The organism is Streptomyces sp. NPDC050504 (assembly GCF_044458065.1).
In the GTDB taxonomy this organism is placed as follows: Bacteria; Actinomycetota; Actinomycetes; order Streptomycetales; family Streptomycetaceae; genus Streptomyces.
This window is the reverse complement of the sequence record NZ_JBITHO010000005.1, coordinates 255,363-281,732: the sequence shown is the minus strand read 5'-3', so window position 1 is coordinate 281,732 and position 26,370 is coordinate 255,363. Positions and strand designations below refer to the sequence as shown.

Below are 26,370 nucleotides of genomic sequence, written 5' to 3'. Positions count from 1 at the left end.
TCAGAGACCCATGTCCTTCGCGATGATCATCTTCATGACCTCGCTGGTGCCGCCGTAGATGCGGTTGACCCGGTTGTCCGCGTACAGGCGGGCGATCGGGTACTCGTTCATGAAGCCGTAGCCGCCGTGCAGCTGGAGGCAGCGGTCGATCACGCGGTGCGCGACCTCGGTGCAGAACAGCTTGGCCGACGCGGCCTCGGCCGGGGTCAGCTCGCCCGCGTCCAGGGCCTCCAGCGTGCGGTCGGCGACGGCCTCGGCGGCGTCCACCTCGGCCTGGCAGGCGGCCAGCTCGAACTTGGTGTTCTGGAAGTGCGCGACGGGCTTGCCGAAGACCGTGCGCTCCTGGACGTACTCCTTGGCGAACCGCACGGCCGCCTTGGCCTGCGCGTACGCGCCGAACGCGATGCCCCAGCGCTCGGACGCGAGGTTGTGGCCGAGGTAGTAGAAGCCCTTGTTCTCCTCGCCCAGCAGGTCCTCGACCGGCACCTTCACGTCGACGAACGCCAGCTCGGCGGTGTCGGACGTCTTGAGGCCGAGCTTGTCGAGCTTGCGGCCGATCGAGTAGCCGTCGGACTTGGTGTCCACGGCGAAGAGCGAGATGCCGTGGCGGCGGTCCTCGGCGGTGGGCGCGGCGGTGCGGGCGCAGACGATCACCTTGTCGGCGTGCACGCCGCCGGTGATGAAGGTCTTGGAGCCGTTGAGGACGTAGTGCGTGCCGTCCTCGGAGAGCTTCGCGGTGGTCTTCATGCCCGCGACGTCGGAGCCGGTGCCCGGCTCGGTCATGGCGAGCGCCCACATCTCCTCGCCGGAGACGAACTTCGGCAGGTAGCGCTTCTTCTGCTCGTCGGTGGCGAGCATCTTGATGTACGGCAGGCCGAGCAGCACGTGGACGCCGGAGCCGCCGAAGTGGACGCCCGCGCGGGACGTCTCCTCGTACATCACGGCCTCGAACTTGTACGAGTCGATGCCCGCGCCGCCGAACTCCTCCTCGACGCGGATGCCGAAGACGCCCAGCTCGGCGAGCTTGTAGTAGAAGTCGCGCGGGGCCTGGCCCGCGGCGAACCACTCGTCGTAGACCGGGACGACCTCGGCCTCGATGAAGGCGCGGATGGTCTCCCGGAACGCCTCGTGGTCCTCGTTGAAAACGGTCCGGCGCACGGGCCCGCCCTCCTTCTTCGACTGGGTCGAGTTGGCTGGTCGACTTGTCTAAGCGCTTGCTCAGGGTCGTTCGACACGAAGTTACCCGGGGGTCACTCGACCTGTCCAGAGTCGGACATCCCTCATCGGGACGCCACCGCTGTCCCATCCGTCGCACCCGGCAGCCAGCGGAGCGCGAACCAGAGCTCCATCCGCACGTCCGGGTCGTCCAGGTCCGCCTCCAGGAGCGCGGCGCAGCGCGCGACGCGCTGGCGGACGGTGTTGCGATGCACGGCGAGCGCGGTCGCCGTGCGGTCCCAGCTGCCGTGCAGGGACAGCCAGGTGCGGAGCGTGTCGGCGAGCGCGGGCGGCGCGTCGGCGAGCGGGGCCAGGGCGGTACGGGCGTGCGCGGCGGCCTCGTCGGGGGCGACGAGGCCCGTCAGGCCCGCCTCGCGGTGCTGGACGAGGGGGACGCGGGTGGCCTCGGCGCGGCGCAGGGCGCGGGCCGCCTGCGCGTCGGCGGCGGCCAGGGCGGCAGGGCCGGTGGGAGCCGTGGGGGCGGCGGGGTCGACGGGGGCGCTGACGCCGAGGGTCCAGCCCGGCTGCGGGGCGAGCGCGGGAACGGGGGACCCGCCGGGGGTCGGCAACAGGATCCGTACGGTGCCGTCCTCGCCGCCTCCCCCGTCCACCAGCGTGCTGCCCAGTGCCGCGCCCAGCGCGGGCGCCGCGAAGGGCGTGCCGTCGCCGCCGCGCGCGTGCACCACCCGCCAGGGCGCGGCGCCCAGCAGTCCGGCGGCCTCCCCGGGGGCGGCGCCCAGCAGGAGGCGTACGAGCGCGGCGGAGCGGTGGGCCGGGTCGGCGCCCCTGTGCGGGGCGGTCAGCAGGGTGAGCAGGACGGCGGCGATCCCGGCGACGGTACGGTCGCCCGGTTCGCGCGCGGGGGTCGCGACGCCCAGGACGAAGGGCGGGGCGGTGGAGCCCGCGGGCGGTCCCGTGGGAGAGCCGTCGCCCCCCGGCTCCGCGCCCGTCAGCGCGTACGCCGCCAGATGGGCGCCCGGCGCCGTGTCCGTGGCCGACGCGGGGCCCGTCCGTACGATCCCGGCGAGCGCGCCGAGGGCACTCTCCGCGCTGTCCGTCGCGTCCGAGGGGAGGCGGCCCGCCGCGTGCAACGGCGCCCCGTCCCCGGCGAACAGGACCGCCCGCCCGTCCAGGCGCGAAGCCAGCGTCCGCAGCACCGCGGGGACCGGGTCGGGGCGGGCGGCCGCGGCGGCGAGCGCCTGCTGCGCACGGGTGACCCGGCGCAGCTCGCGGTGGCGCGCCTCGGCCATGAGCCGCCACACCGCGCGGGCGACGGCCGTGAACGGCGTACCGGGCGCGACCTCGACGAGCGGAAGACCGTGCCGTACGCACGCCGCGAGCAGCGCGTCCGGCACCGTGTCGTACACCGGCGTGACGCCGAAGCCCAGCGCGGCGGCGCCCGCCTCGGCGACGCGCGCCACGTACCGCTCCGGATCGGTCAGCTGCACGCCCGCCGTCAGCAGCAGTTCGCCGCCCAGGAGGTACGGGTAGGGATCGGCCATCTCGGAGGTGTGCACCCAGTGCACGGCGGTGTCCCGGTCCCCGGTCAGCAGCCGCAGCCCGAGACCGCTGCCGCCGCCCCGGCCGACGGGCAGGAGCGCGGAGAGCGGCACGGGCGGGGTGGGCGGCCCGGGGCGGGCGGCAGGCCCGGCCGGACCGGAATCCCCCATGGGTCCATCGGTGATTTCGTTGGTGGACATTTCATCCATCCGGTTCGTCAACAGTGGATGAAACGTACACTTCATTCGCGCCCGCCCGGCCCCTACGGTCGAGCGGACAGGCAGAGCAGAGCGGAAAGAAGGCACCCATGAGCAGCGAAGCGACGACGCCGCGCGGCCCCATCGACTCCTCGGGCGTCCCGCGCTACGCGGGCCCCGCCACGTTCGCCAGGCTGCCCCGCCTCGACGAGGTCGGCACCGCCGACGTCGCCGTCGTCGGCGTGCCCTTCGACACCGGCGTCTCCTACCGCCCCGGCGCCCGCTTCGGCGGCAACGCCATCCGCGAGGCCTCCCGCCTGCTGCGCCCGTACAACCCCGCGCAGGACGCCTCGCCGTTCGCCCTCGCGCAGGTCGCCGACGCGGGCGACATCGCCGCGAACCCGTTCAACATCAACGAGGCCGTCGAGACGATCGAGGCCGCCGCCGACGACCTGCTCGGCTCCGGCGCCCGCATGATGACGCTCGGCGGCGACCACACCATCGCGCTGCCGCTGCTGCGCTCGGTCGCCAAGAAGCACGGCCCGGTCGCGCTGCTCCACTTCGACGCGCACCTCGACACGTGGGACACCTACTTCGGCGCCGAGTACACGCACGGCACGCCGTTCCGCCGGGCCGTCGAGGAGGGCATCCTCGACACCTCCGCGCTCTCCCACGTCGGCATCCGCGGCCCGCTGTACAGCAAGAAGGACCTGACCGACGACGAGAAGATGGGCTTCGGCATCGTCACGTCCGCCGACGTCTACCGGCGCGGCGCCGACGAGGTCGCCGACCAGCTGCGCCAGCGCATCGGGGACCGCCCGCTCTACATCTCCATCGACATCGACTGCCTCGACCCGGCGCACGCGCCCGGCACCGGCACCCCCGAGGCGGGCGGCATGACCTCGCGCGAGCTCCTGGAGATCCTGCGCGGGCTGTCCTCCTGCAACCTGGTCTCCGCCGACGTCGTGGAGGTCGCCCCGGCGTACGACCACGCGGAGATCACCGCGGTGGCCGCGTCGCACACGGCGTACGAGCTGACCACGATCATGTCCCGGCAGATCGCCGCGGCGCGCGAGGCGTAGGCGCGCGGGGCCGCGCTCGGCGCGGAGCGCGGCCCACGAGTCCCACTCCCGGTTCAGAAGGGGTACGTCCATGACGCACGACCACGACCTTGTGCTGCGGCCCACCGCCCGGCAGACCGAGGCCGCGCTCAATCCGCCGCCCGGACGCACCGGCGGCGACCTCGTCGTGGAGACCCTGACCGGGCTCGGCGCGACCACCGTCTTCGGGCTGCCGGGCCAGCACGCGCTGGGCCTGTTCGACGCGGTCCGCCGCTCCCCGCTCGCCTACGTCGGCCTGCGGGTCGAGAACAACGCGGGCTTCGCGGCGGACGCGTACGGCCGGATCACCGGCGAGGCCGCCCCGCTCCTGCTGTCCACCGGCCCCGGCGCGCTCACCTCGCTGGCCGCGCTCCAGGAGGCCGCGTCGGCCTCCGCGCCGGTCCTGGTGATCGCCAGCCAGGTCCCCGCCGCCGGGCTCGGCGGCGGGCGCCACGGCTACCTGCACGAACTGCGCGACCAGCAGGCGTCCGTGCGCGACATCGTGAAGTCCGTGCACACCGTCCGTACGCAGTCCCAGATCCCGTCCGCGATCGCGGCGGCCTGGGAGTCGGCGCTGACCGCCCCGCACGGCCCGGTCTGGGTGGAGATCCCGGCGGACGTGCTGAACGCGCAGACGATCGTCCCGGTCGTCACGGCCCCCGACGCGCTCCCGCACGACCTCCCGCCCCGCCCCGAACTGACCGCCCTGGCCGCGCACTGGCTCTCCACCGCCGAGCGCCCGGCGATCGTCGCGGGCGGCGGCGTGGTCCGCGCCGACGCGAGCGGGAAGCTGCGGGCGCTGGCCGAGCTGCTGGACGCGCCGGTCGTCACGACCTTCGGCGGCAAGGGCGCGTTCCCCTGGGAGCACCCGCTGTCCCTCCAGTCCTGGCTGGAGGACCGCCACACCACGGACTTCCTGGCGGACGCCGACGTCCTCCTCGTCGTCGGCTCGGGCCTGGGCGAACTCTCCTCGAACTACCACACGTTCGCGCCGCGCGGCCGGATCATCCAGATCGAGGCGGACGCGGGCAAGCTGGAGTCCAACCACCCGGCGCTCGGCATCCACGCGGACGCGCGCCTGGCGCTGACGGCCCTCCTCGAAACGGCCGCGCCCCGCCGGGACGACACGGCCCCCGAGCGCGTACGGACCCTCCTGGCCCGGGTCCGCGAGCGCATCGACGCCCAGGACCTGACCCTGGAACAGGGCCTGCTGTCCGCGATCCGCGAGGCGCTGCCCGACGCGTCCCCGAGCTTCTGGGACATGACGGTCCTCGGGTACTGGGCGTGGTCCGCCTTCGACCCGCGCCGCCCCAACACCATGCACTCCGCGCAGGGCGCGGGCGGCCTCGGCTACGCCTACCCCTCGGCGCTCGGCGCGGCGGCGGCCGACCCTTCGACGCCGGTGCTCGCGGTCTCCGGCGACGGCGGCGCGATGTACTCGATCGCGGAACTGGCGACGGCCCGCCAGCACGACCTGCCGGTCACCTGGCTGATCGTCGACGACGGCGGCTACGGCATCCTGCGCGAGTACATGACGGACGCGTTCGGCGAACCGACCGGCACCGAGCTGGCCCGCCCGGACTTCGTCGCGCTCGCGGAGTCCTTCGGCGTGCCCGCGCGGCGCACGACCCCGCAGGCGCTCGCCGCCGACCTGGCGAAGTCCCTGACGGAACCGGGCCCTTCGGTCGTGGTGCTCCCGGCGAGGCCCCGCATGTTCGCGGCGACGCACCTGGACTGAGGACGGGCCGCCGACGGGCCGCGGCGGCCCCGGGCACGGGGTCGCCCGCGGAAGCGGTGTGACCGGAGGGGAACTCCCCGGTGCGCCGGGTCGTCCCCCATGCTGAGGAGCGGCATCGGGGGGTGCGGTTGAGAGCAGTGACGCTGCGGGCAACGGGGTTGGCGGCCCTGGCCGTGACCGGCGCGGCGCTGGCCGCGCTGCTGGGCCTGGCGACCAACCAGGCATCCTCGTACGAGCGTTGGCCGGGGCCGCTGGACGTGCTGAGGGAACACCCCTGGGCCTCGGGAGCGGTGCTCACCGTGGCCGGGGTGCTGTTGAGCCTGCTGCTCCAGCGGCTGACGAGCCGGTGGACCCCGACCGGCCTGTCGGTGCCCGCGGTGCCCCCCGTGCCGGAGTGGGTGGTCGCGCGCTCGGAGTCCCTCGACGTGATCAAGGCGCTGTGCCGGCGGACCCGGGGGACCATCGGCATCACCACCGCGCTGCGGGGAGCCGGCGGGTTCGGGAAGACGACCCTGGCCGAGATGGCGTGCGCGGACCCCAGGGTCCGCAGGCGGTTCAGGGGACGGATCTTCGTCGTGACGATCGGCCGCGAGGTGCGCAGCCGCGAGGCCCTGGCCGCCAAGGTCGCCGAGGTCACCAGGTTCATCACCGGGGACGCCACCGCGTTCGACGACCCGGGCCTGGCCGGGGCCCACCTGGGCCGGCTCCTGGACCAGCAGCCGCGGACCCTGCTGGTGCTGGACGACATCTGGGAACGGGAACAGCTGGAGCCGTTCCTGCACGGCGGGCGCGACGTCGTGCGCCTGGTGACGACCCGCGTCCCCAAGGCCCTGCCGGGCGACGCCCGCCAGGTCCGGGTCGACGCCATGTCCGACGACCAGGCCCGCGCGGTGCTGACCTGGGGGCTCCCCGAGCTGCCCCGGGCCACGACCGAGCTGATCCTCGCCGTGACGGGAGGCTGGCCCCTCCTGCTCCGCCTGGCCAACCGCCTCGTCGCCGCCGACCTGGAGACGGGGGCCGACCCGGCGGACGCGGCGCGCGAGGTGCTGGAACTGCTGCGGGCCCACGGCCCGGTCGGCGTCGACCCGAGGGTCCCGCTCGACGTCGACGACCCCAAGGAGCGGCGCAAGGCCGTCCGGGCGACCGTGGAGGCCGCCACGCGCCTGCTCACCCCCGAGGACACGCGGCGCTTCGTCGAACTGGGCGTGTTCGCCGAAGACGAATGCGTCCCGGTCGCCCTGGTCGCGCGCCTCTGGCACGGGGAGCACGGCGGGAGCCGCTCCCGCGAGCTGATCCGCACGCTGGCGAACCTGTCCCTGATCACGCTGCACAGCGAGGACGGCGGATCCGTCTCGCTGCACGACGTCGTCCGCGACTACTTGCAGCGACAGCTGGCCGACGGGCAACTGGGCCTCGTGCACGACAAGCTCACGCACGCGATGGCCCGGGACCTGGCACCGGCCGGACCGCTGGTGGCGGGCGACCCCTCTCCCACGACGAGCTGGTGGGAGACACCGCACGGCTACGTGCTCGATCACCTGATCGCCCATCTGATCGCCGCCGGCCGTGCCGAACTGGCCGCCACGGTCGCCCAGGACCTGCGGTGGATCGAACGGCGGCTGTACCAGCGCGGCCCGGTGGCGCCGTACAGCGACCTCGCCCGGCTGGGCACCCGCGCGGCGGCCCGGCGCGTCCGGGAGCTGTCCCGCGTCGCGCACCTGCTCACGCCCACCACCCCCGAGCACGCGCTGAAGCACGTCCTTTACAGCAGGCTCGGACACCACTCGGTCTGGGACGGCCAGGTCGCCGCGCTGGCCGACGGCCTGACGGGACCGGGGCTGGCCCAGCGGTGGGAGCCACCGGACATGGTCGACGGCCTGCTGCGCAGCTCGCTGGTCCACCCCGGCCCGGTGACCGCGGTCGCCGTGGCCCCCGACGACGCGTGGCTGGTCGGCGGCTGCGCGGACGGCAGCCTCCACGTGTGGGAGACGCGCACCTGGAGCCGGCTGGCCACGGTGCGGGCACACACCGACCGGGTGGTCGCCGTCTCGGTGTCGTCGGACGGCACGTGGCTGGTGACGGGGAGCGCGGACCGGACCGCGAAGAAGTGGGAGACGGCGACCTGGACGTGCGCGGCGACCTTCTCGGGCCACGACAAGGCGGTGACCGCCCTCGCGCTCTCCCCCGACGACGGTCTGCTGGTCACCGGCAGCGCGGACCGCACCCTCAGGGCCTGGAACCCGGACGACGGCTCGTGCACCGCGAAGCTCAAGCACCACGTGGGGCCGGTCGTGGGGCTCTCCTTCCACCCCGACGGCTCCCACTTCTTCTCCACCTGCGAGGCCGAGGTGGTGCGCTGGAACAGCGCCACGTTCCGGCGCGGCACGCCCGTCTCCACCACCGACGTCTCGGTCGGCCCCGTCGCCGTGGCCCGCGGCCGCGGGTTCGTCCTGTCCACGAGCGACGGGCTGTTCCTGGTGCGCCGCCCCACCCATCGCGCGATACCGGCACTGAGGACCAGCGACGCGTTCCGCCTCGTGAGGACCGGGCCCGTGACGGCTCTCGCGGTCTCCGACGACGGCGCCCTCGTCGCCATCGCGCTGCCCACCGGCGCGACGCACGTCCGGGCCGTCGGCAGCGGTCCCAGGCTCGCCGCGATCGGACACCTGGGTGCGGTGAACGACGTGGCCTTCGCCCGCTCGGGCTCCTGGTTCATGACCGCGGGGACGGACGGGACGGTCAGGACGTGGGACCTGCGGGACGAGGGATCGCGCACCCCGCAGCCCTCCGGCGGCAGGGTCGCGTTTCCGCGGGCCGCCCGCAGCGCCGCCGTGTCCGCGTGCGGTGAGCGGCTCGCCGTCATCAGCGTGGTGGGGAACCTGACGGAGCGGAGGCTCTCCGCGGAGCCGGACGCCGACGGGGCGACGGAGCTGCCGCTCTACGACCGGAACTCGCCCTTCCACCGCGACTACGAACCGTTCGCGGCGCTGTCCCCGGACGGCGCGCTCCTCGCCGTGTGCGAGGAGGGGACCTGGACGACCCAGGGCAACGGCACCGCCCACGTGCGGTTGTTCGACCGGTCGGGGGCGCGGCTGTGCCGGTACCAGTGGTACGAAGCGACGATCACCGCCGTCGCGGTGACGCCCGGCCACACGGTCGTCGCCGGGACGGCGGACGGCAGGGTCGTGTTCTGGTCGCCCGTATCCGAGGACACGTCAGGGGCCCTGCGCGGCCACCGGGGGAAGGTGACCGCCGCCGCCTCGGCGCCGGACGGCGCCTGGATCGTGACGGGCGGCGCGGACGGACAGGTCAAGCTCTGGGACGTCGCGTCGCGAAAGCCGCGCGGGATCGCCCGCCACCAGGCCGCGGTGACGAGCACGGCGATCGCCCCGGACGGCACGTGGCTCGTCAGCGGGGACGCGCACGGGACCGTCTGCGTACGGGACGTGCCCCGGGGCACCGTCACGGGAACCTTCCGTGCCGTTTCCGGCCCGGTGAAGAGCATCGCCGTCTCCCCGGACGGGGAGTGGCTGGCCGTCGTGAGTCCACCGCGGACCATCGAGATCTGGCACAGGGAGACGTGCGCCCGCGTGACGCTGATGCGTACGGAGGCATCGCTGCTCGCCTGCGCCTGGACCGCCGGAGACGATCTCGGCCTGGTCGCGTGCAGCACGCGCGGCCTGCACGGCTTCACCTTCCTGCCTCCACCGCCCGCGTAGGCACGGACGGGGCCGTTCAGACCTTCGGCGCACCGCCGCCCGCGTTGCGGATCAGTCGCTGGAGCACCTTCAGCGTGGTGACGTAGTCCGCGTCGTCGATGCCCTCGTGGAGGGCGGCCCGGATCGCGGGGGTGTTGCGCCTGAGTTCGACGCGGGTCCTTTCCCCCTCCTCGGTGAGCCACAGCCGGTCCTCGTCGTCCCGGCTCAGCCAGCCGCGCTCCAGGAGTACGTCCGCCTCCGCCGCCAGGTCGTCCTCGGGGCGGATGTAGGAGGCCATCGCCTCCTGGAGTTCGGGCACGGTCATTCCCCGGCCGTCGGGCGAGATGTCGTTTTCCGAGAGGTTGCGCAGCAGCCAGAGCTGGGGCTGGGTGTAGCCCTTCTCGGCCTGCCGGGCCCGGGTGAACGCGATGAGCGCCTCGTAGGCGAGGCCCGTCCAGTACGCGGCGGGCTGTCCGGCCAGCTGGGCGTCGGACATCTGCTGGGTGGTCGTCATGTCGTGCTCCTCCTGGTGCGGAGCCCGCGGGTGCGGGGCATGCGAGGACCGTAAAACCTCAAGTGCGCTTGAGATCAAATTGCCCGCTCGGGGGTCGAGGGCACGTTGCGCGTGTGCCCCACCCTCGCGCAGTTCCCCGCGCCCCTATCGGGGCCCGTTCGCACCGGGGGCGTTATGGGTACCCCGGCCCCCGGGCAATCGCTCCCGTGACCGGATCACCCCATCCACCCAGGGGCGCGGGGAACTGCGCGACCAGCCACCCACCGGCCCGCAGGCGAAAAACCGTTCACCCCGAAGGCACCCCCGCGCCACCCTTCCCCGCCTAGCGTGAACGCCATGCCTCGTCCGCGTACCCTCCTCGCCGCCCTCACCGCGTCCCTCGCGGTGGCCGCCTGCACGGCCGCTCCCGCCGGGGCCACCTCAGCCCGCGCCCACCCCGCCTCCGCCCACCCCGCCCACCCCTGCTCCCCGCGCGTCTCCATAGACGCGTACTCCGACCGTTTCGACAAGACCGACCTCGGCGGCACCTTCGTCGGGAACCTCTCCGCCCTCGCCCCCGACCCCCGCACCGGCGCCCTCCTCGCGCTCTCCGACCGGTCGCAGCTCTTCGCGCTCGACGGGCGCACGCACACCCCCCGTACCGTCATCCGCCTCGCCGACGAAGCCGGCCTCGACCTCGACTCCGAAGGGCTCGCCGTCGAGCGCGACGGGACCCGCCTCGTCGCGTCCGAGACCGAGCCGTCCGTCCGGCGCTACGCCCCCGACGGCACGCTCCTCGGCTCCCTCCCCGTCCCCGCCGCGCTCCGCGTCGCCCCCGAGGGGCGGGCGACCCGCAACGCCACCTTCGAGGGGCTGACCCTCACCCACCACGGCCGCGGCCTCCTCGCCGCGATGGAGGCGCCGCTCTCCGGCGACACCGGGGTCGTACGCCTCCAAACCTGGCGCAAGGTCAAGGGCCCCCACGGGAACTTCGCGCTGTCCGCCCAGTACGCCTACCGCCCCGACCCCGGCCTCGGCGTCAGCGAGACCACCGCGCTCCCCGACGGCCGCCTCCTCGTCCTGGAGCGCGGCTTCACCGCCGGGTACGGCAACACCGTCCGGCTGTACGCCGCCGACACCCGCCGCGCCGAGGACGTCAGTGGCGTACAGACCCTCGCCGCAACCGACCCCCACCGCCGCTTCGTCGCCAAGACCCTCCTCACGGACCTCGCCGACTGCCCGTCCCTCGGCGCCCCCGCCCGCCAGCCCCAGCCCAATCCGCTGCTCGACAACATCGAGGGCATGGCCGTGACCGGGCGGGCCCCCGGCGGCCGGATCCGGGTCGTGCTCGTCAGCGACGACAACCAGAGCGCCGCCCAGATCACGCGTCTGTACCAGTTCCGCGTGCGCTTGCCACAGCGCCACTGATCCGTACAACCTTTCGGATGTTCGGGAGTCATGTGAGGCGGGTGCGCCGGGGGGCGCGCCCCTGACCGCAGAAACAGAAGGAAGCCTCCATGACGCACCCCAGTCGCCCGCGCCGTGCGCGCGGTGCGCTCGCGGCTGCCATAGCCGTCGGCGTGCTCGCTCCCGTCGGCCTCGGCGTCGGCACCGGCGTCACCGCCGCGCCCGCGGCCGCCGCCACGCAGTCCCTCGTCTGCACCTCGCAGAAGACCGGCCTCGCGGCCAAGCTCAAGACCGACATCGCCGCCGCGCTGCGCGGCCGCGCCGGGACCGTGGCGATCGTGGTGAACGACCGGGTCACCAAGACCAGCTGCACCCTGCGCCCCGACAGCAAGTTCGACTCCGCGAGCGTCGTGAAGTCGACCGTGCTCGGCACGCTCCTGTGGGACGCGCAGAAGACCCGCCGCGCCCTGACGGCGACCGAGCAGAAGCTCACCAAGGACATGATCACCAAGTCCGACAACACCGCCACCAGCACCCTGTGGCGCCAGCTCGGCGTCACCAAGGTCAACGGTTTCCTGCGGGCCGCGGGCATGACCGCGACCGTCCCGGGCTCCGGCGGCTACTGGGGCCTCACCCAGATCAACGCCCGCGACCAGCAGAAGCTGCTGTGGCACCTGACCGTCAAGAACACGGTCCTCACCGACGCCAGCCGGGCCTACGCCCTCAAGCTGATGAACACCGTCGTGGCCGCCCAGCGCTGGGGCACCCCCGCGGGCGCCCCGTCCGGCACCAGGATCCACGTCAAGAACGGCTGGCTCCAGCGCGCCACCAACGGCTGGCGCGTCCACAGCATCGGCGCCTTCAACGGCGGCGGCCGCGACTACACGATCACGGTCCTCACGCACGGCAACCGCACCATGACCGACGGCGTGAACACCATCCAGGCCGTGGCCAAGGCGGTCCACAAGGACCTCAATCCGGCCGGCGCCGCCCGCCTCAGCGCCCCCGCCTTCGTCCCGCCCGCCGCCCCGCAGGAGGCGACCGTGCCGGTGCCGGAGACCCACCCCGTTCCGTAGCCCGCCGAGGGGCGGGCCGCACCGGGAATTGTTGCGGCGGGATGAAATCCGCAGCCTGTCGCGTTGGTGCCTTCCGGCAGAGCAAGACGATCGGGAGGCACCAGTGGCGGCGACGGGGGCTCAACAGGGGGCGACGGCGGACCAGGGGCCGCCGGCCCAGGCGGCACCGCGGGGCTGGGCCCGCCGCCTCTCCGGCTACGCCTGGCGCTACCGCCTCAACGTGGTCCTCGCCCTCGGCTCCTCCCTCGCGGGCATGGCCGTCATGGCCGTCGTCCCCCTCATCACCAAGGTCGTCATCGACGACGTCATCGGGGACGGCACCCGCTCGCTCGCCGTCTGGACCGGCCTCCTCGTGGCCGCGGCCGTCGTCGTCTACGTCCTCACCTACGTGCGCCGCTACTACGGCGGCCGCCTCGCGCTCGACGTCCAGCACGACCTCCGTACCGACATGTACGGGACGATCACCAAACTGGACGGGCGCCGCCAGGACGAGCTGTCGACGGGGCAGGTCGTCGGCCGCGCCACCAGCGACCTCCAGCTGATCCAGAGCCTGCTCTTCATGCTCCCGATGACCATCGGGAACTTCCTGCTCTTCGTCATCTCGCTGGCCGTCATGGCGTGGCTCTCGCTGCCGCTGACCCTCGTCGCCCTCGCCGTCGCCCCCGCCCTCTGGTTCATCGCCAAGCGCAGCCGCGCCCGGCTGCACCCCGCCACCTGGTACGCCCAGGCGCAGGCCGCCGACGTCGCGGGCGTCGTGGACGGGTCCGTGTCCGGCGTCCGCGTCGTCAAGGGCTTCGGGCAGGAGGAGCAGGAGACCGGCAAGCTGCGCGACGCGGGGCGCAGGCTCTTCGCCGGGCGGCTGCGCACCATCAGGCTGAACTCCCGCTACACCCCCGCCCTCCAGACCGTGCCCGCGCTCGGCCAGGTCGCGATGCTGGCGCTCGGCGGCTGGCTGGCCACCAAGGGCGAGATCACGCTGGGCACGTTCGTCGCCTTCTCCACGTACCTCGCGCAGCTCGTCGGCCCCGTCCGGATGCTCGCCATCGTCCTCACCGTCGGCCAGCAGGCCCGCGCGGGCGTCGAGCGCGTCATGGAGCTGATCGACACCGAGCCGTCCCTCGCGGACGGCACCAAGGAGCTGCCCGCCGACGCGCCCGCGACCGTCGAGTTCGACGACGTCTCCTTCGCGTACGCGGACGGCCGCCCGGTCCTCGACGGCTTCTCGCTCACCATCGAGCCCGGCGAGACCGTCGCCGTCGTCGGCGCCTCGGGCAGCGGCAAGTCCACCGTCTCGCTGCTGCTGCCGCGCTTCTACGACGTCACGCGCGGCGCGGTCCTCGTCGGCGGGCGGGACGTGCGCGAGCTGACGCTCGACTCGCTGCGCGCCGCGATCGGCATGGTCCCCGAGGACAGCTTCCTGTTCTCCGACACGATCCGCGCCAACATCGCGTACGCCGTCCCCGGCGCCACCGACGAGCAGATACGCGAGGCGGCCCGCGCCGCACAGGCCGACCGCTTCATCGCCGAGCTGCCCGACGGCTACGACACGACCGTCGGCGAGCACGGCCTGACCCTCTCCGGCGGCCAGCGCCAGCGCATCGCGCTCGCCCGCGCCATCCTCGCCGACCCCAGGCTGCTCCTCCTCGACGACGCCACCTCCGCCGTGGACGCCCGCGTCGAGCACGAGATCCACGAGGCGCTCGGTCAGGTCATGGCGGGCCGCACGACCCTCCTGATCGCGCACCGCCGCTCCACCCTCGGCCTCGCCGACCGCATCGCCGTCCTCGACGGCGGGCGCCTGTCCGACATCGGCACCCACGAGGAGCTTGAGGAGCGCTCCGCCCTCTACCGGCGGCTGCTCACCGACCCGGGCGAGCTGGGCGGCGTGTCCCCGGGCCGCGCGACGCCCGTCGCCGCGCCCGCCGACGACCACTCCGTACGGGACGAGCTGGACGCGGAGTTCGACGCCGAGCGCGGCCTCACGCCCCGCCTGTGGGTCCGCGAGGAGACCGCGGCCCACCCGGCCGGGGGCACCGCGGCGCCCGGCGCGACCCCCGAGCTGCTCGCCCAGGTCGAGGCGCTGCCGCCCGCCACGGACACCCCGGGCGTCGACGAGGCCCGCGCCGTGCGCCCCGAGCACGACTACGGGCTGCGGGCGCTGCTGCGCGGCTTCGGGCTGCCGCTGCTGGCCAGCCTGGCGCTGGTCGCCGTCGACGCGGGCGCCGGGCTGCTGCTGCCGGTCCTCATCAGGCACGGCATCGACGAGGGAGTCACCCGGCTCGCGCTCGGCGCGGTCTGGGCGGCGTCCGGGCTCGCGCTGCTGACCGTCCTCGTGCAGTGGGCCGCGCAGACCGGCGAGACCCGCGTGACGGGCCGCACCGGCGAGCGGGTCCTGTACACGCTGCGACTCAAGATCTTCGCGCAGCTCCAGCGGCTCGGCCTCGACTACTACGAGCGCGAGCTGACCGGCAGGATCATGACCCGGATGACCACGGACGTGGACGCGCTCTCCACGTTCCTCCAGACCGGCCTGGTCACCGCGTTCGTCTCCGTCGTCACCTTCTTCGGGATCATGGTGGCGCTGCTGGTCATCGACCTCCAGCTGGCGCTGGTGGTCTTCGCGACGCTGCCGCTGCTCGCCGTCGGCACGTACTTCTTCCGCAGGTCGAGCGTCAAGGCGTACGAGCTGGCGCGCGACCGCATCTCGGCCGTCAACGCCGACCTCCAGGAGTCCGTCTCCGGCCTGCGGATCGTCCAGGCGTTCCGGCGCGAGCGCGCGGGCGCCGAGCGGTTCGCCGCGAACAGCGCGCACTACCGCGAGGCGCGGGTGCGCGGCCAGTGGCTGATCTCGGTGTACTTCCCGTTCGTCCAGCTCCTGTCGTCCGTCGCGGCCGCCGCCGTGCTGATCGTCGGCGCGGGCCGGGTGGAGGCGGGCACCCTGACGACCGGCGCGCTGGTGGCGTACCTCCTCTACATCGACCTGTTCTTCGCCCCCGTGCAGCAGCTCTCCCAGGTCTTCGACGGCTACCAGCAGGCCACGGTCTCGCTGCGCCGCATCCAGGACCTGCTGCGCGAGCCGACCACCACGGCCGAGGCCGACGAGCCGCTGGACGTGCTGTCGCTGCGCGGGGACATCGCCTTCGAGGACGTCACCTTCGCGTACGGGGCGGGCGACGCGAAGGAGGAGGCGCTGAGCGGGGTCTCGCTGAGCATCCCCGCCGGGCAGACCGTGGCCTTCGTCGGCGAGACGGGCGCGGGCAAGTCCACGCTGGTCAAGCTGGTCGCCCGGTTCTACGACCCGACGTCGGGGCGGGTCACCGTCGACGGCACGGACCTCAGGGCGCTGGACCTCACCGCGTACCGGCACCGCCTGGGCGTCGTCCCGCAGGAGGCGTACCTCTTCGCGGGCACCGTCCGCGACGCGATCGCCTACGGCCGCCAGGACGCCACCGACGCCCAGGTCGAGGCCGCGGCGCGGGCCGTCGGCGCGCACGAGATGATCGCCACGCTCGACGGCGGCTACCTCCACGAGGTCGCCGAGCGCGGCCGCAACCTCTCCGCGGGGCAGCGCCAGCTGATCGCGCTGGCCCGCGCCGAGCTGGTCGACCCCGACGTGCTGCTGCTCGACGAGGCGACCGCCGCCCTGGACCTGGCCACCGAGGCGCAGGTCAACCAGGCGACCGACCGGCTCACCGGGCGCCGCACGACCCTGGTGGTGGCGCACCGGCTGACGACCGCGGCCCGTGCGGACCGGATGGTCGTCATGGACCGCGGCCGGATCGCCGAGGAGGGCACGCACGAGGAGTTGCTGGCGCTCGACGGACGGTACGCGGCGCTGTGGCGGACCTTCATCGGGGCGGGCGCCGACGAGGACGCGGCCGAGCGGGTGTGAGACGGCGGGTGCGGGGCGGCGGGTGCGGGGCGGAACGCAACCCCGGTGGCCCCCAGTGCGTCGTACGCACGTATACACGTACTACACACGTTCGCGACAGAAGCTTCCGGGAGGGGATCGGGTGTTCGGTCACGTGGGGATCAGGAGGGGCCTCGTCCTCACCGTCGCCCTGGCGGCACTCACCGCGGCGGCCGTGCTGCTCGGACCGGGCGCGCCCCGGGCCGAGGCCGCTTCCGGGTGCGGCGGGCGGCTGGTGAAGACCGCGAGGTTCGCCACGGGCGAGCTGCGCGTCTACAAGACCCGCAGCCACGCCTGCGCGGTGACCGTCGCCAAGGCGCCCGGCGCGCGCCGCGCGATGGCCGTGACGCTCCAGGGGCGCGGCGGACGGCCCGCCAAGGACGTGGGGCGCTACACCCAGCAGGCCGGTCCCGTGACCGTGTACGCGCTCAACCGGTGCGTGCGCGCGACGGGGAGCGTGGCGGGCCAGGGCCGCACCACGGGGTGGATCCTCTGCTGAGGGCCGGGGCCCGAGCGCTTCTTGCCCGCACGTGGGTCTGGCGGTGGACGTGTCGATCCCGTTAGGTTCGCGGCGTCCACCGTGAACCAAGGGGAGGGTGCATGCGCAAGGCGCTCAGATGGCTGCTCTCGCTCGTCGTGCTCATAGGCACAGTGAGCGTGTCGGGAGCCGCGGCCACCGCCGCGGAGCCGGAGAGCAGGACCGGCAGCAACAGCGAGGCGAACAAGGGCCGTACGGCAGGTACGGACATCAAGGACAGGCTCCTGGCCGTACCCGGCATGAGCCTCATCGAGGAGAAGCCGTACGACGGCTACCGCTTCTTCGTCCTGAACTACACCCAGCCGATCGACCACCGGCACCCGGGCAAGGGCACCTTCCAGCAGCGCATCAGCGTGCTGCACAAGGACTCCAGCCGTCCCACGGTCTTCTTCAGCTCCGGCTACGACCTCTACGACTCGCCGTGGCGCGAGGAGCCGACGCAGATCGTCGACGGCAACCAGGTCTCCATCGAGTACCGCTTCTTCACCCCCTCCCGCCCCGAGCCGGCCGACTGGTCGAAGCTTGACATCTGGCAGGCGGCCACCGACCAGCACCGCATCTACCGCGCGCTCAAGGGCATCTACCCCAAGAAGTGGCTCGCGACCGGCGCCTCCAAGGGCGGCATGACCGCCACGTACTACGAGCGCCACTACCCGAACGACATGAACGGCATCGTCGCCTACGTCGCGCCCAACGACGTCGTCGACCGCGAGGACTCCGCCTACGACCGCTTCCTGGCGAACGTCGGCCCCAAGGAGTGCCGCGACAAGGTCAACGCGATCCAGCGCGAGGCCCTGGTCCGCCGGGCGCCGCTGCAGAAGAAGTTCGCCGCCTGGGCCGCCGACAGCGGCTACACCTTCGACACCGTCGGCACGCTCGACAAGTCGTACGAGGCCGTCGTCATGGACCTGGCCTGGGGCTTCTGGCAGTACCAGGACGCCGCCACCGCCTGCGCCCGGGTGCCGGTGGCGGCCACCGCGACCGACGACCAGGTGTACGCCTACGTCGACCGCGTCATCGGCTGGTCCGCCTACACCGACCAGAGCCTCGCGGGCTACACGGCGTACTACTACCAGGCGGGCACCGAGCTGGGCTCGCCCGACATCAAGCAGCCGCACCTCAAGGACCTGAGCCGGTACGGCTACCAGCCGCCGCGCAACTTCGTGCCCCGCTCGATCCCGATGAAGTTCAAGCCGTGGGTCATGCCCTCGGTCGACTCCTGGGTCCGCCACCGCGCCGACCGGATGCTCTTCGTCTACGGCGAGAACGACCCGTGGGGCGCCGAGCCGTTCCGCCTCGGCAAGGGCGCCAGGGACAGCTACGTCATGACGGCGCCCGGTGCCAACCACGGCGCCGACGTCGCGGGCCTCGTCCCGGCCGAGAAGGCGAAGGCCACGGCCAGGATCCTGGCGTGGGCGGGGCTCTCCCCGGCCGCCGTGCAGCAGGCCGAGCCGCTGGCGCGGTTCGACAAGCGCCTGGACAGGCGCGAGGTCGAGCGCGAGAAGCGCATCCGCTTCTGAGCCGCTGACCGACCGAACGGGCCGCGCCCACCGGGTGGTTCACACCCGGTGGGCGCACCCGACCGGGCGGACGCCGCCCAGCTCCACGTACAGGTCCGTGGTCGGCGGGCACTGCGCGCGGCGGCGCACCGCCGACTCCACCCGGAACTGCGGGCGCCGCTCGCCCGAGCCGTCGCAGGCGGTCTCCCGCACCTGGCCCGCGCCCGCGTGGGCGACGCAGTCCCCGACGACGGTGTGCGGGCCGCCGCCCCGCCCGGGGTCGCCCGGGTGCGGCGGCTCCAGGTTGCGCATGCAGGCGTAGCTCCTGCCGGTCGCCGCACCCGTCTGCGAGATGTGCAGCACGAAGTCGGTGCGGTCCGGGCAGACGGGCCCCGACGGCGGCGGGCGGCCCTGGTGGCGGGCGATCACCCGCGCCACCGCCCGCTCGCTGGTGCACGGCACCTCGCCCACGTCCGGCCCGCGCGAACTGCAGTCCCCGAGCCCCAGGAACCGCACCCCGTAGCCGGGTGCGGTGGGCCGGGCGCCGGACCCCAGGGCGTCCGAACCGCTCGCGGGCTCCCGCCGGCAGGCGTCGGCGAGGGCGGTCGTGAGCAGTACGGCGACCAGCACTCCCGCGGCACGTCCTCTGCGCATGCGACCCCCCGGAGCCGTCCGTCCAGCGTGGCCCGCGATCCGGGGCCGCGCCAGACGGACAGGGGGCTTTGCGCCCTTTGGGGGTGGCGTACGGGTGCGCGGGCGTAGCCGTCCGTACGCCCTCGCGCCGACGGCTAGTACGAGAGGCCGTGTCCCACCGGGTACAGCACCCGCGTCGGGTCGTCCGCGCGCTGCACGGGCACGGGCAGCCGCCCCTCGGGACGCGCGCGCCCCGCGATCACCCGGACGGCGGCGCGCAGTTCGACGTCGGTCCAGGAGTACGTCGCCAACGACGCCTTGACGTCCGCGAGTTGGGCGATGTCGTACGGATTGCGGATCGCGACGGCGACGACCGGGACGCCGGTGGCGGCCAACTCCCGCACGAGCGTGCGCTGACTGCTCGCGGCCGAGACGTTGTACGTGCCCACGACCACCACGTCCTTGCCGCGCGCCGCGGCCACCGCCTCGTCGATCTTCGCGCGGGTCGGCGCGGTGCCGGTGGACAACGCCGTGGCGGTGTAGCCCAGTTCGGTGAAGGCGGAGGCCAGGGTGGCGGTCGGCGGTCCCGTGGTGCCCGAGGGGGACGCCGGGTCGGCGCCGACCACCAGCACGCCGCGGTGCGTGCGGCGCGAGAGCGGCAGGAAGCGGTCGGGGTTGGTGAGGAGCGTGGTGGTCCCCTCGGCGATGCGGTCGGCGGCGGCCAGGTGGGAGCGGGTGCCGACCGTGCGGTCGACGCCGCGGTGGGTGACGTACGGGTCCCGGAAGAGGCCGAGCTTCGCCTTGAGGCGGAAGATCCGCAGGATCGATTCGTCGAGCCGGGCCTCGGTCAGTTCGCCGTCCCTGACCGCCTTCAGCACGGCGTTCCACGCCACGTCCAGCTTCGGCGGGTTGAGGAGCTGGTCCACGCCCGCCTTGAGGGCCAGGACCGGGACGCGGTCGTCGCCGTACTTGGTGCGCACGCCCTCCATGCCGAGCGAGTCCGTGACGACGACGCCGTCGTAGCCCAGCTCCTCGCGGAGGATGCCGGTGAGGATGGGGCGCGAGAGCGTCGCCGGGTCCTCGGCGGCGTCCAGCGCGGGGACGACGATGTGCGCGGTCATGATCGAGTCGATGCCCGCGGCGACGGCCGCCCTGAAGGGCGGGGCGTCGAGGGCGTGCCACTGCTCCAGGGTGTGCCTGATGTACGGCAGTTTGTTGTGGCTGTCGTCCTCGGTGTCGCCGTGCCCGGGGAAGTGCTTGGACGTCGCGGCGATGCCGCTGCTCTGGTACCCCTTGACCTGCGCGGCGACCAGTCCGGCCACGGCCTGCGGGTCGGCCCCGAAGGAGCGGACGCCGATCACGGGGTTGGCCGGGTTGACGTTCACGTCGGCGACGGGGGCGTAGTTCTGCCGGATGCCGAGCGCGGCCAGCTCGGCGCCCGCGATGCGCGCGGCGCTGCGGGCGTCGGAGCGCGAGCCGCCCGCGCCGAGCGCCATCGCGCCGGGCATCAGCGTGGCGGGCTCGCCGACGCGGCAGACGATGCCGTGCTCCTGGTCGGTGGATATGAGGAGGGGGAGCGGGGTGGACCGGGCGAGGCCCGCCCGCTGGATGCCGTTGGAGAGGTCGGCGATCTGGTGCGGGTCGCGGGTGTTGTGCGCCCAGGCGAAGTAGATGATGCCGCCGACGTGGTACTTGGCGATCAGCTCGGCGGCGGTGCGGACGCCGATCTCCTTGAGGTTGGCGTCGACGTCGGCCTGGTCGGGGGCGGTGGCCGAGTGGCCGTAGACCCGCATGACGAAGAGCTGCCCGACCTTCTCTTCGAGGGACATGCGGGAGATCAGGCGCTTGAGTCGGCGGTCACCGGCGCCGCTCGCGGCGCTCGCGGGGGTGGCGGTGGCGACGGTGGCGGCCACCACGGCGGCGGCGCCGACGGTGAGGACGGTTCGTCTGGAGGTGGAGGTGGAGGTGGAAGTGGAGGTGCGGTGGTGATGCACGGGAACTCCTTCCGGCCCTGCTCAACGAGGAAGACCCAACCGGGGAGTTGGGGGTGAAGGAAACTTCCAAGCAGTCATGGCTATCCGGAAAGTTATTGCCCGGTCAAGGGTTTGCACCGCCACCGGCGCATGTGGAGGGGGCGCGCCGGTGGCGGTGTGCTGCTGGCCGCAGGCGGTTGGAGAGGGGAGTCAGCGGTCGCAGCCAGCAGCGAGGGCCGACAAGCACCGCGCTGCGGTGACTCTCCGGCAGCACGGGGGTTGGACGGCCCGGGGCGGCGTCCGGTTCCCGGTTCCACGCGGGGGCGGATGTGCGGCTCCGCCGCATGGGCGCGAGCCCGAGGAGTGCCCCGAAGGGGCGCGGGGAACTGCGCGAGAGTGGGGCACACGTCGCGCATGCCCCACCCACCCCGAGCGGCTCGTCACCCGCGAACCCACCCACCCCGCGAAGCGGGCCCAGCCCCCGGCAGGGTTTCGGGAAGGGGCGGGTGGGGGACTTGCCCGCCGCAGGCGAAAACCCCGCGCCCCGGGGCAATGCCCCCGCGCCCCGGGGCAATGCCCCCGCGCGGCGGGCCGGCGCCCCGCCCCGCAAGGCCGCGCCCTCAAGGGCGCCCCGCGTCCCGCCCCGCGTACCGCGTCTGGAGCACCCGTACCGCCTCCACGATCGCGGGCCGCCGCGCCGCCCCCACCCGCCACACCGCGTACAGCCTCCGCACCGGCACCGGATCGAGCCGCACCTCCACCACCCCGGGCGGCAGCGCGCCCCGCCCGAGGCGCGGAATCATCGCGATCCCCAACCCCGCGGCGACGAGCGCGAGTTGGGTGTGGTTCTCCTCCGCGAGGTGCCGGATGTCCGGCTCGTACCCCGCCTCCCGCAGCGTCCGCATCAGCCAGTCGTGGCACACCGTGCCGGGCGGCTGGCAGATCCACCGCTCCGTCGCCAGCTCCGCGCGCCGCACGTCGCGGGCGCCCGCGAGGCGATGCCCTTCGGGCACCAGTAGATCGCACCGGTCCTCACCGATCACCGCCTGCTCCACCCCCTCGGGCGCGGGCAGCGGCGCGATGTCCCAGTCGTGGGCGACCGCCAGGTCGAGCACGCCCTTGGCGACGAGGTCGACCGACAGGTGCGGATCGACCTCGGTGAGCCGCGCGTCCACCTCGGGATGCTCCCGCGCCAGCTCCGCCAGCGCCCCGGGCAGCAGCCCCCGCGCGGCGGAGGCGAACGCCCCGATCGACAGCAGCCCCGCCGGCCGCCCCCTGCGCTGTTCCAGCGTCGTCTCCGCGTTCTCGACGATCGCCAGCAACTCCCGTGCCGTAGCGGCGAGGTGGCGCGCGTCCTCGGTGAGCGCGACGCCCCGCCCGCGCCGCTCCAGCAGCGTCGTGCGCGTCTCCCGCTCCAGCTTGGTGATCTGCTGCGAGACGGCGGACGGCGTGTAGCCGAGCGCGGCGGCCGCCGCGGCGACCGAGCCGTGGACGGAGACCGCGTGCAGGGCCCGCAGGCGCCCCAGATCGAGCACGGACATCTCCCATTCAGTAGCAACGCTAAATCCAATCATGCAGGAATCCGCGCTGGTGCTACACGCTCCCGTCCGGTGATCCTCGTCCCATGCGCCCACTCCACGCCGCCCTCGCGGCTCTCGTCGCCGCCCTCTGGGGCGTCAACTTCGTCGTCATCGAGGTCGGCCTGGACCACTTCCCGCCGCTGCTCTTCTCGGCCCTGCGCTTCCTCGCCGCCGCGCTGCCCGCCGTCTTCCTGGTGGGCAGGCCGACGGTCGCGTGGAAGTGGCTGGTGGGGGTGGGGATCGCGCTGGGCGTGGCGAAGTTCGGACTGCTGTTCATCGGGATGGACCAGGGGATGGGCGCGGGCCTCTCCTCGCTCGTCCTCCAGATCCAGGCCGTGTTCACCGCCCTGATCGCGATGGCGGTGCTCGGTGAACGTCCGGGCAGGACGAGGCTGTTGGGCATGGCCGTCGCCTTCGCCGGGATCGGCGTCGCGGCGGTCGACGAGGGCGCGGGCGGCCCGCTGCTCGGCTTCGTCCTGGTGATCGCGGCGGCCGCCGCGTGGGGCGTGTCCAACGTGCTGACCCGCAAGGCCGCCCCGCCCGACGCGCTGAACTTCATGGTCTGGGCGTCGACCGTGCCCGTACTGCCGCTGTTCGCGCTCTCGCTGCTCTTCGAGGGCTGGGACCGCGACCGGGCGGCGCTGGCGTCGCTGGACTGGACGGGGGTGGGCGCGCTGCTGTTCGTCGCCTGGGTCAGCACGGTGCTCGGCTTCGGTGCCTGGGGCTTCCTGCTGAGCCGCCACCCGGCTTCGTCGGTGGCGCCGTTCACCCTGCTGGTGCCGGTCTTCGGGATGTCGTCGGCGGCCCTGTTCCTGGACGAGTCGGTGAGCCCCTTGCGCTGGTGCGCGGCGGCGCTGCTGGTGGGCGGGGTCGCGGTGACGTCGATGGGCCGCCGGGGGAGGGACGCGGGGAGCACCGTGGAGCGGGAGACGGAGAGCGCCGCCGGGCGGGAGGCCCGCGATCTCGGGCGGGCGGGCGCGCGCTGAGGCACGCGCGCCCGCGCGGCGGCGCCCGCCCGCGCCTCGGCGCGCACCCTCCCGCGCGGCGCTTTACAGAAAGCGCTCACTGCCAACCGGTCGACTGTTCGAGCCGCCCGCCCGGCGGTGCTCAGGCGCCCTTCGCAGCCACCTCCGCCTCCGCCAGGAACGCCCGGCCCGCCGAGAGCAGCGGCGGGAGGTCCGCCGCCTGCGGGTACCAGCGCTTCTCGTACTCCCAGCAGACCCACGCCTCCCCGTCCAGCGGCGCCAGGCACCGCGCGAGCGGCAGCGCGCCCGCACCGAGCGGGAGCGGGGTGAGGTCGTCGGCCGACGCCACGTCCTTCACCTGTACGTATCCCAGGTGCGGGGCGAGCACGGCGTGCGCGGACTCGGGGTCGTCGCCGCCCAGCCAGGTGTGCAGCACGTCCCAGAGCGCGCCCACCGAGCCGTGGCCCACGGGGCCCAGGACGCGGGCCGCCGCCGCGCCCGTGCGGTGCGAGTCGTGGGTCTCCAGCAGGATCCGTACGCCCAGGTCCGCCGCGACCGGTGCGGCGGCGGCCAGCCTGCGGGCCGCCGTGGCGTCGGCGGCGTCCCGGTCCTGGTCGCCGCCGCCGGGAAAGACCCGGACGTACGGCGCGCCGAGGTCCCGGGCGAGCCGCAGCAGGGCGTCCAACTCGGCCAGGACCGGCGCGTCCTCGCCGTCCGCCGCGATCCGCACGTACCCCGCGAGCCCCAGGACCGCGATGCCGCCGCGCGCGAACTCCTCCGCCACGGCGGTGCGTTCGGGAATCCCGAGGCCCGGGTGGACGGGCTCCTCGGGGTGGGCGCGCAGTTCGACGCCGTCGTAGCCGTGCTCGACGGCGAGGCGGACCACGTCGGGGACGGGCAGGCCGGGGACGCCGAGGGTCGAGAACGCGTACTTCACTGTGTGCACCCCTACCGAATCGCTCATTCGCTGCTGTGCGGACCTGTTCAGACCTAACCGGGTCCGCCCGTTCTATTCGTCCGCCGCGCCGGTCGGGTCGAGGCGCCAGTCCTCCCCGACGAGATCGGCGCCGTACGAGCGGTGCGGTTTCTCGGCGACCAGCGCGAAGCCGTGCCGCTGGTAGATCCTGCGGGCGGCGTCCAGGACGTCGTTCGTCCGCAGCGCCAGCTCGCGGTGGCCCGCGCCGCGCGCGAACTCCACGACCGCGCGCACGAGCCGGTCGCCCGAGTCCGCCGTGGCGCTGCACGATCCAGCCGAGGTCGCCGGGGGTGGGGCCGCACGGGGCGGGGGTGGATGAGTTGCGTACGGTGTACTCAGATAGTGTCGCGATCATGAACGACGCGAACCGGAAGAAGCTCGTCGACCAGGCCCCCGCGGACCCCGGGGCCACCGACGAGATGCTGTCGAGCCAGCCGATCGGGTACTGGAGCGGGCTGGCGCACGAGGCGGTGACCCGCTGTCTGCGCGACGAGATGGCCAAGGTCGATGTGACGCAGCCGCAGTACTGGGTGCTCAACGCCGTGAACGGCGGGGCGGGAGCGGGCGCGGGTGCGGGTGCGCCGGGGCGTGCGGAGGTGGGGGCGCGGCTGGCGTCCCTGACGGACGCGCGGGAGACGGCGCGAGTGATCGACCAACTCCTGCACAGGGGCTGGCTCCGGGCGGAGGGACCGGGGTCGGGGTCGGGGTCAGGACCGGGGTCGGGGTCGGGTGGAGAGGGGGCTCTGCACCTGACGGAGGAGGGCGAGGCGGCGAGGGTGAGGCTGCGGGGGCTGGCGGCGGAGGTGCGAGCGGTGGTGCACGAGGGGGTGGGGGAGGAGGAGTACGTGGCGGCGCTCAGGGTGTTGCGACGGATGATCGCGAATGTGGCGGGGCGGTAGGTGGGCGTCTTCTGCGCACAGGGGGTGGGCGTCACCTGTCGATGACCCCGTTGCCTCGGGGTGCCGCTTTTTGCGCCCACGCGGCGGAGCCGCACATCGGTACAGCCTCGTGCCCCTGCGGGGAGCATCCCTACGACCCCCACCCCGGGGGAACGGGGGCCGGACCGGAGGACACGGCCCTCGTGGGAGGGCGACGGCCCCGTGCCGGGGCCTGGGCACATCCCCCACCCCACCCCTTCCCGAAACCCCGCCGGGGGCGAGTGCCGCCGACGCGGAGGGGCGGGCCCGCCTGTGGGGGGTGTGTCGGATGTGCGGCCCCGCCGCGTGTGCGCCCCGCCAGGGCCTGTTGCGGAAGTGTCGGCCGTGCGGACAACGGTGTCTGATTGCCGCCAGCGAGGTCCCGCTGTGGTCCCCATGCTGGCGGCATGACGATGTCATTCACCACGGAGTCGGCAACAGTTCTCAGCGGCATGTATGCCGCTGAGGCGGAGTACCTGGCGGCGGGAGGCCCTGGCGAGGCTTCGTTCGACCTCCTCGCCCCCTTCTTCGCGCCGGATGTCGAGCTGCACCAAGCAGATGCCCTGCCCTACGGGGGCACTTGGCGTGGGCACAGCGGCATGACGCAGTTCTTCCTCATGATGGGAGAGGTGTGGGAGTCGTTCGAGATGGTGGAGCAGGAGTTCCTGGCCACCGGCGAGACTGCGGTCGTGCTCACACAGGTCCGTGCTCGCGCTCGCGCGACCGGCCGTGCGATCAGCTTCCCCATTCTGCAAGCGATCACGGTCAAGGACGGGCGGATCACCGAGGTGCGTCCGTTCTACTGGGACACGCGGGCTATCGCCGACGCCTGCGCCGTGCCGACACCGACACCGACGGACTGAGGTCGACGGCACTGGTCACAGCCACTTCACCGTATGCGGTCCATCAACGGCACCCCCGAGGCAGCGGGGACATGCACGGGCGATGCCCGCCC

18 protein-coding genes and 1 pseudogene are annotated in these 26,370 nt (G+C 73.8%); 11 read left to right on the top strand and 8 right to left on the bottom strand.

Annotation, left to right across the window (positions count from 1 at the left end; genetic code table 11):
• Together ACIBNE_RS20185 and ACIBNE_RS20180 are read right to left on the bottom strand one after the other, a co-directional pair.
• Positions 1 to 1,158 (bottom strand): acyl-CoA dehydrogenase family protein, encoded by a 1,158-nt coding sequence (locus ACIBNE_RS20185; RefSeq protein WP_399273359.1) that lies wholly within the window; start codon positions 1,156 to 1,158, stop codon positions 1 to 3.
• A 122-nt stretch (positions 1,159 to 1,280) separates the two neighbouring features.
• Positions 1,281 to 2,915 (bottom strand): PucR family transcriptional regulator ligand-binding domain-containing protein, encoded by a 1,635-nt coding sequence (locus tag ACIBNE_RS20180; RefSeq protein ID WP_399273357.1) that lies wholly within the window; start codon positions 2,913 to 2,915, stop codon positions 1,281 to 1,283.
• 107 nt (positions 2,916 to 3,022) lie between these two features.
• Between ACIBNE_RS20180 and speB the strand changes: the two genes are divergently transcribed.
• The 3 genes from speB to ACIBNE_RS20165 all read left to right on the top strand — a co-directional run bounded on the left by speB (position 3,023) and on the right by ACIBNE_RS20165 (position 9,469).
• Positions 3,023 to 3,994, top strand: coding sequence for an agmatinase (speB, locus tag ACIBNE_RS20175; protein WP_399273355.1), 972 nt, complete (start codon positions 3,023 to 3,025; stop codon positions 3,992 to 3,994).
• Positions 3,995 to 4,064: 70 nt separating this feature from the next.
• Positions 4,065 to 5,750, top strand: a complete 1,686-nt coding sequence (locus tag ACIBNE_RS20170) for a thiamine pyrophosphate-binding protein (RefSeq protein WP_399273353.1) — start codon at positions 4,065 to 4,067, stop codon at positions 5,748 to 5,750.
• Positions 5,751 to 5,887: 137 nt separating this feature from the next.
• The gene (locus ACIBNE_RS20165) at positions 5,888 to 9,469 is read left to right on the top strand and encodes an NB-ARC domain-containing protein (protein WP_399273351.1); all 3,582 of its coding nucleotides are present in this window, start codon (positions 5,888 to 5,890) and stop codon (positions 9,467 to 9,469) included.
• Between the two features lie 16 nt (positions 9,470 to 9,485).
• Here the strand turns inward: ACIBNE_RS20165 and ACIBNE_RS20160 are convergent, their stop codons facing one another.
• Entirely contained in the window at positions 9,486 to 9,962 is a 477-nt protein-coding gene (locus tag ACIBNE_RS20160) for a MarR family transcriptional regulator (protein WP_399273349.1), read from the bottom strand.
• A gap of 336 nt (positions 9,963 to 10,298) precedes the next feature.
• On the opposite strand from ACIBNE_RS20160, the gene ACIBNE_RS20155 reads away from it, so the two are divergent.
• The 5 genes from ACIBNE_RS20155 (at position 10,299) to ACIBNE_RS20135 (ending at position 18,392) form a co-directional block, all read left to right on the top strand.
• Positions 10,299 to 11,369: an esterase-like activity of phytase family protein gene (locus tag ACIBNE_RS20155; RefSeq protein WP_399273347.1), complete on the top strand. Its 1,071-nt coding sequence runs from the start codon at positions 10,299 to 10,301 to the stop codon at positions 11,367 to 11,369.
• Positions 11,370 to 11,458: 89 nt separating this feature from the next.
• Positions 11,459 to 12,424, top strand: coding sequence for a serine hydrolase (locus ACIBNE_RS20150; protein WP_399273345.1), 966 nt, complete (start codon positions 11,459 to 11,461; stop codon positions 12,422 to 12,424).
• A gap of 103 nt (positions 12,425 to 12,527) precedes the next feature.
• Entirely contained in the window at positions 12,528 to 16,316 is a 3,789-nt protein-coding gene (locus tag ACIBNE_RS20145) for an ABC transporter ATP-binding protein (protein ID WP_399273343.1), read from the top strand.
• Between the two features lie 133 nt (positions 16,317 to 16,449).
• Positions 16,450 to 16,833: a hypothetical protein gene (locus ACIBNE_RS20140; protein WP_399273341.1), complete on the top strand. Its 384-nt coding sequence runs from the start codon at positions 16,450 to 16,452 to the stop codon at positions 16,831 to 16,833.
• A 101-nt stretch (positions 16,834 to 16,934) separates the two neighbouring features.
• Positions 16,935 to 18,392 carry an aminopeptidase gene (locus ACIBNE_RS20135; RefSeq protein WP_399273339.1) on the top strand — a complete coding sequence of 486 codons (1,458 nt, stop codon included), beginning with the start codon at positions 16,935 to 16,937 and terminating at the stop codon, positions 18,390 to 18,392.
• Between the two features lie 39 nt (positions 18,393 to 18,431).
• Here ACIBNE_RS20135 and ACIBNE_RS20130 read toward each other — a convergent pair whose 3' ends face one another.
• The 3 genes from ACIBNE_RS20130 to ACIBNE_RS20120 all read right to left on the bottom strand — a co-directional run bounded on the left by ACIBNE_RS20130 (position 18,432) and on the right by ACIBNE_RS20120 (position 22,512).
• Positions 18,432 to 19,025, bottom strand: coding sequence for a hypothetical protein (locus tag ACIBNE_RS20130; RefSeq protein WP_399273337.1), 594 nt, complete (start codon positions 19,023 to 19,025; stop codon positions 18,432 to 18,434).
• 134 nt (positions 19,026 to 19,159) lie between these two features.
• Complete coding sequence (locus tag ACIBNE_RS20125; protein ID WP_399273335.1) at positions 19,160 to 20,998, bottom strand: glycoside hydrolase family 3 protein; 1,839 nt, start codon at positions 20,996 to 20,998, stop codon at positions 19,160 to 19,162.
• A gap of 599 nt (positions 20,999 to 21,597) precedes the next feature.
• Positions 21,598 to 22,512: a LysR substrate-binding domain-containing protein gene (locus ACIBNE_RS20120; protein WP_399274234.1), complete on the bottom strand. Its 915-nt coding sequence runs from the start codon at positions 22,510 to 22,512 to the stop codon at positions 21,598 to 21,600.
• Positions 22,513 to 22,601: 89 nt separating this feature from the next.
• On the opposite strand from ACIBNE_RS20120, the gene ACIBNE_RS20115 reads away from it, so the two are divergent.
• Positions 22,602 to 23,543 (top strand): EamA family transporter, encoded by a 942-nt coding sequence (locus ACIBNE_RS20115; RefSeq protein ID WP_399273333.1) that lies wholly within the window; start codon positions 22,602 to 22,604, stop codon positions 23,541 to 23,543.
• 121 nt (positions 23,544 to 23,664) lie between these two features.
• Here the strand turns inward: ACIBNE_RS20115 and ACIBNE_RS20110 are convergent, their stop codons facing one another.
• Together ACIBNE_RS20110 and ACIBNE_RS20105 are read right to left on the bottom strand one after the other, a co-directional pair.
• Positions 23,665 to 24,459: a sugar phosphate isomerase/epimerase family protein gene (locus tag ACIBNE_RS20110; RefSeq protein WP_399274233.1), complete on the bottom strand. Its 795-nt coding sequence runs from the start codon at positions 24,457 to 24,459 to the stop codon at positions 23,665 to 23,667.
• A gap of 72 nt (positions 24,460 to 24,531) precedes the next feature.
• Positions 24,532 to 24,744, bottom strand: a pseudogene (locus ACIBNE_RS20105) (GNAT family N-acetyltransferase); the annotation flags it as partial.
• A gap of 107 nt (positions 24,745 to 24,851) precedes the next feature.
• Here ACIBNE_RS20105 and ACIBNE_RS20100 point away from each other — a divergent pair.
• Both ACIBNE_RS20100 and ACIBNE_RS20095 read left to right on the top strand, forming a co-directional pair.
• Positions 24,852 to 25,397, top strand: a complete 546-nt coding sequence (locus tag ACIBNE_RS20100; protein ID WP_399273331.1) for a MarR family transcriptional regulator — start codon at positions 24,852 to 24,854, stop codon at positions 25,395 to 25,397.
• 425 nt (positions 25,398 to 25,822) lie between these two features.
• Entirely contained in the window at positions 25,823 to 26,278 is a 456-nt protein-coding gene (locus ACIBNE_RS20095) for a nuclear transport factor 2 family protein (RefSeq protein ID WP_399273329.1), read from the top strand.
• Positions 26,279 to 26,370 lie beyond the last annotated feature (92 nt).

Coding starts and splice junctions, on each gene's coding strand:
- ACIBNE_RS20115 (WP_399273333.1), top strand. CDS start 22,602: ATGCGCCCACTCCACGCCGCCCTCGCGGCTCTCGTCGCCGCCCTCTGG.
- ACIBNE_RS20095 (WP_399273329.1), top strand. CDS start 25,823: ATGACGATGTCATTCACCACGGAGTCGGCAACAGTTCTCAGCGGCATG.
- ACIBNE_RS20170 (WP_399273353.1), top strand. CDS start 4,065: ATGACGCACGACCACGACCTTGTGCTGCGGCCCACCGCCCGGCAGACC.
- speB (WP_399273355.1), top strand. CDS start 3,023: ATGAGCAGCGAAGCGACGACGCCGCGCGGCCCCATCGACTCCTCGGGC.
- ACIBNE_RS20135 (WP_399273339.1), top strand. CDS start 16,935: ATGCGCAAGGCGCTCAGATGGCTGCTCTCGCTCGTCGTGCTCATAGGC.
- ACIBNE_RS20160 (WP_399273349.1), bottom strand. CDS start 9,962: ATGACGACCACCCAGCAGATGTCCGACGCCCAGCTGGCCGGACAGCCC.
- ACIBNE_RS20100 (WP_399273331.1), top strand. CDS start 24,852: ATGAACGACGCGAACCGGAAGAAGCTCGTCGACCAGGCCCCCGCGGAC.
- ACIBNE_RS20180 (WP_399273357.1), bottom strand. CDS start 2,915: ATGTCCACCAACGAAATCACCGATGGACCCATGGGGGATTCCGGTCCG.
- ACIBNE_RS20130 (WP_399273337.1), bottom strand. CDS start 19,025: ATGCGCAGAGGACGTGCCGCGGGAGTGCTGGTCGCCGTACTGCTCACG.
- ACIBNE_RS20155 (WP_399273347.1), top strand. CDS start 10,299: ATGCCTCGTCCGCGTACCCTCCTCGCCGCCCTCACCGCGTCCCTCGCG.
- ACIBNE_RS20150 (WP_399273345.1), top strand. CDS start 11,459: ATGACGCACCCCAGTCGCCCGCGCCGTGCGCGCGGTGCGCTCGCGGCT.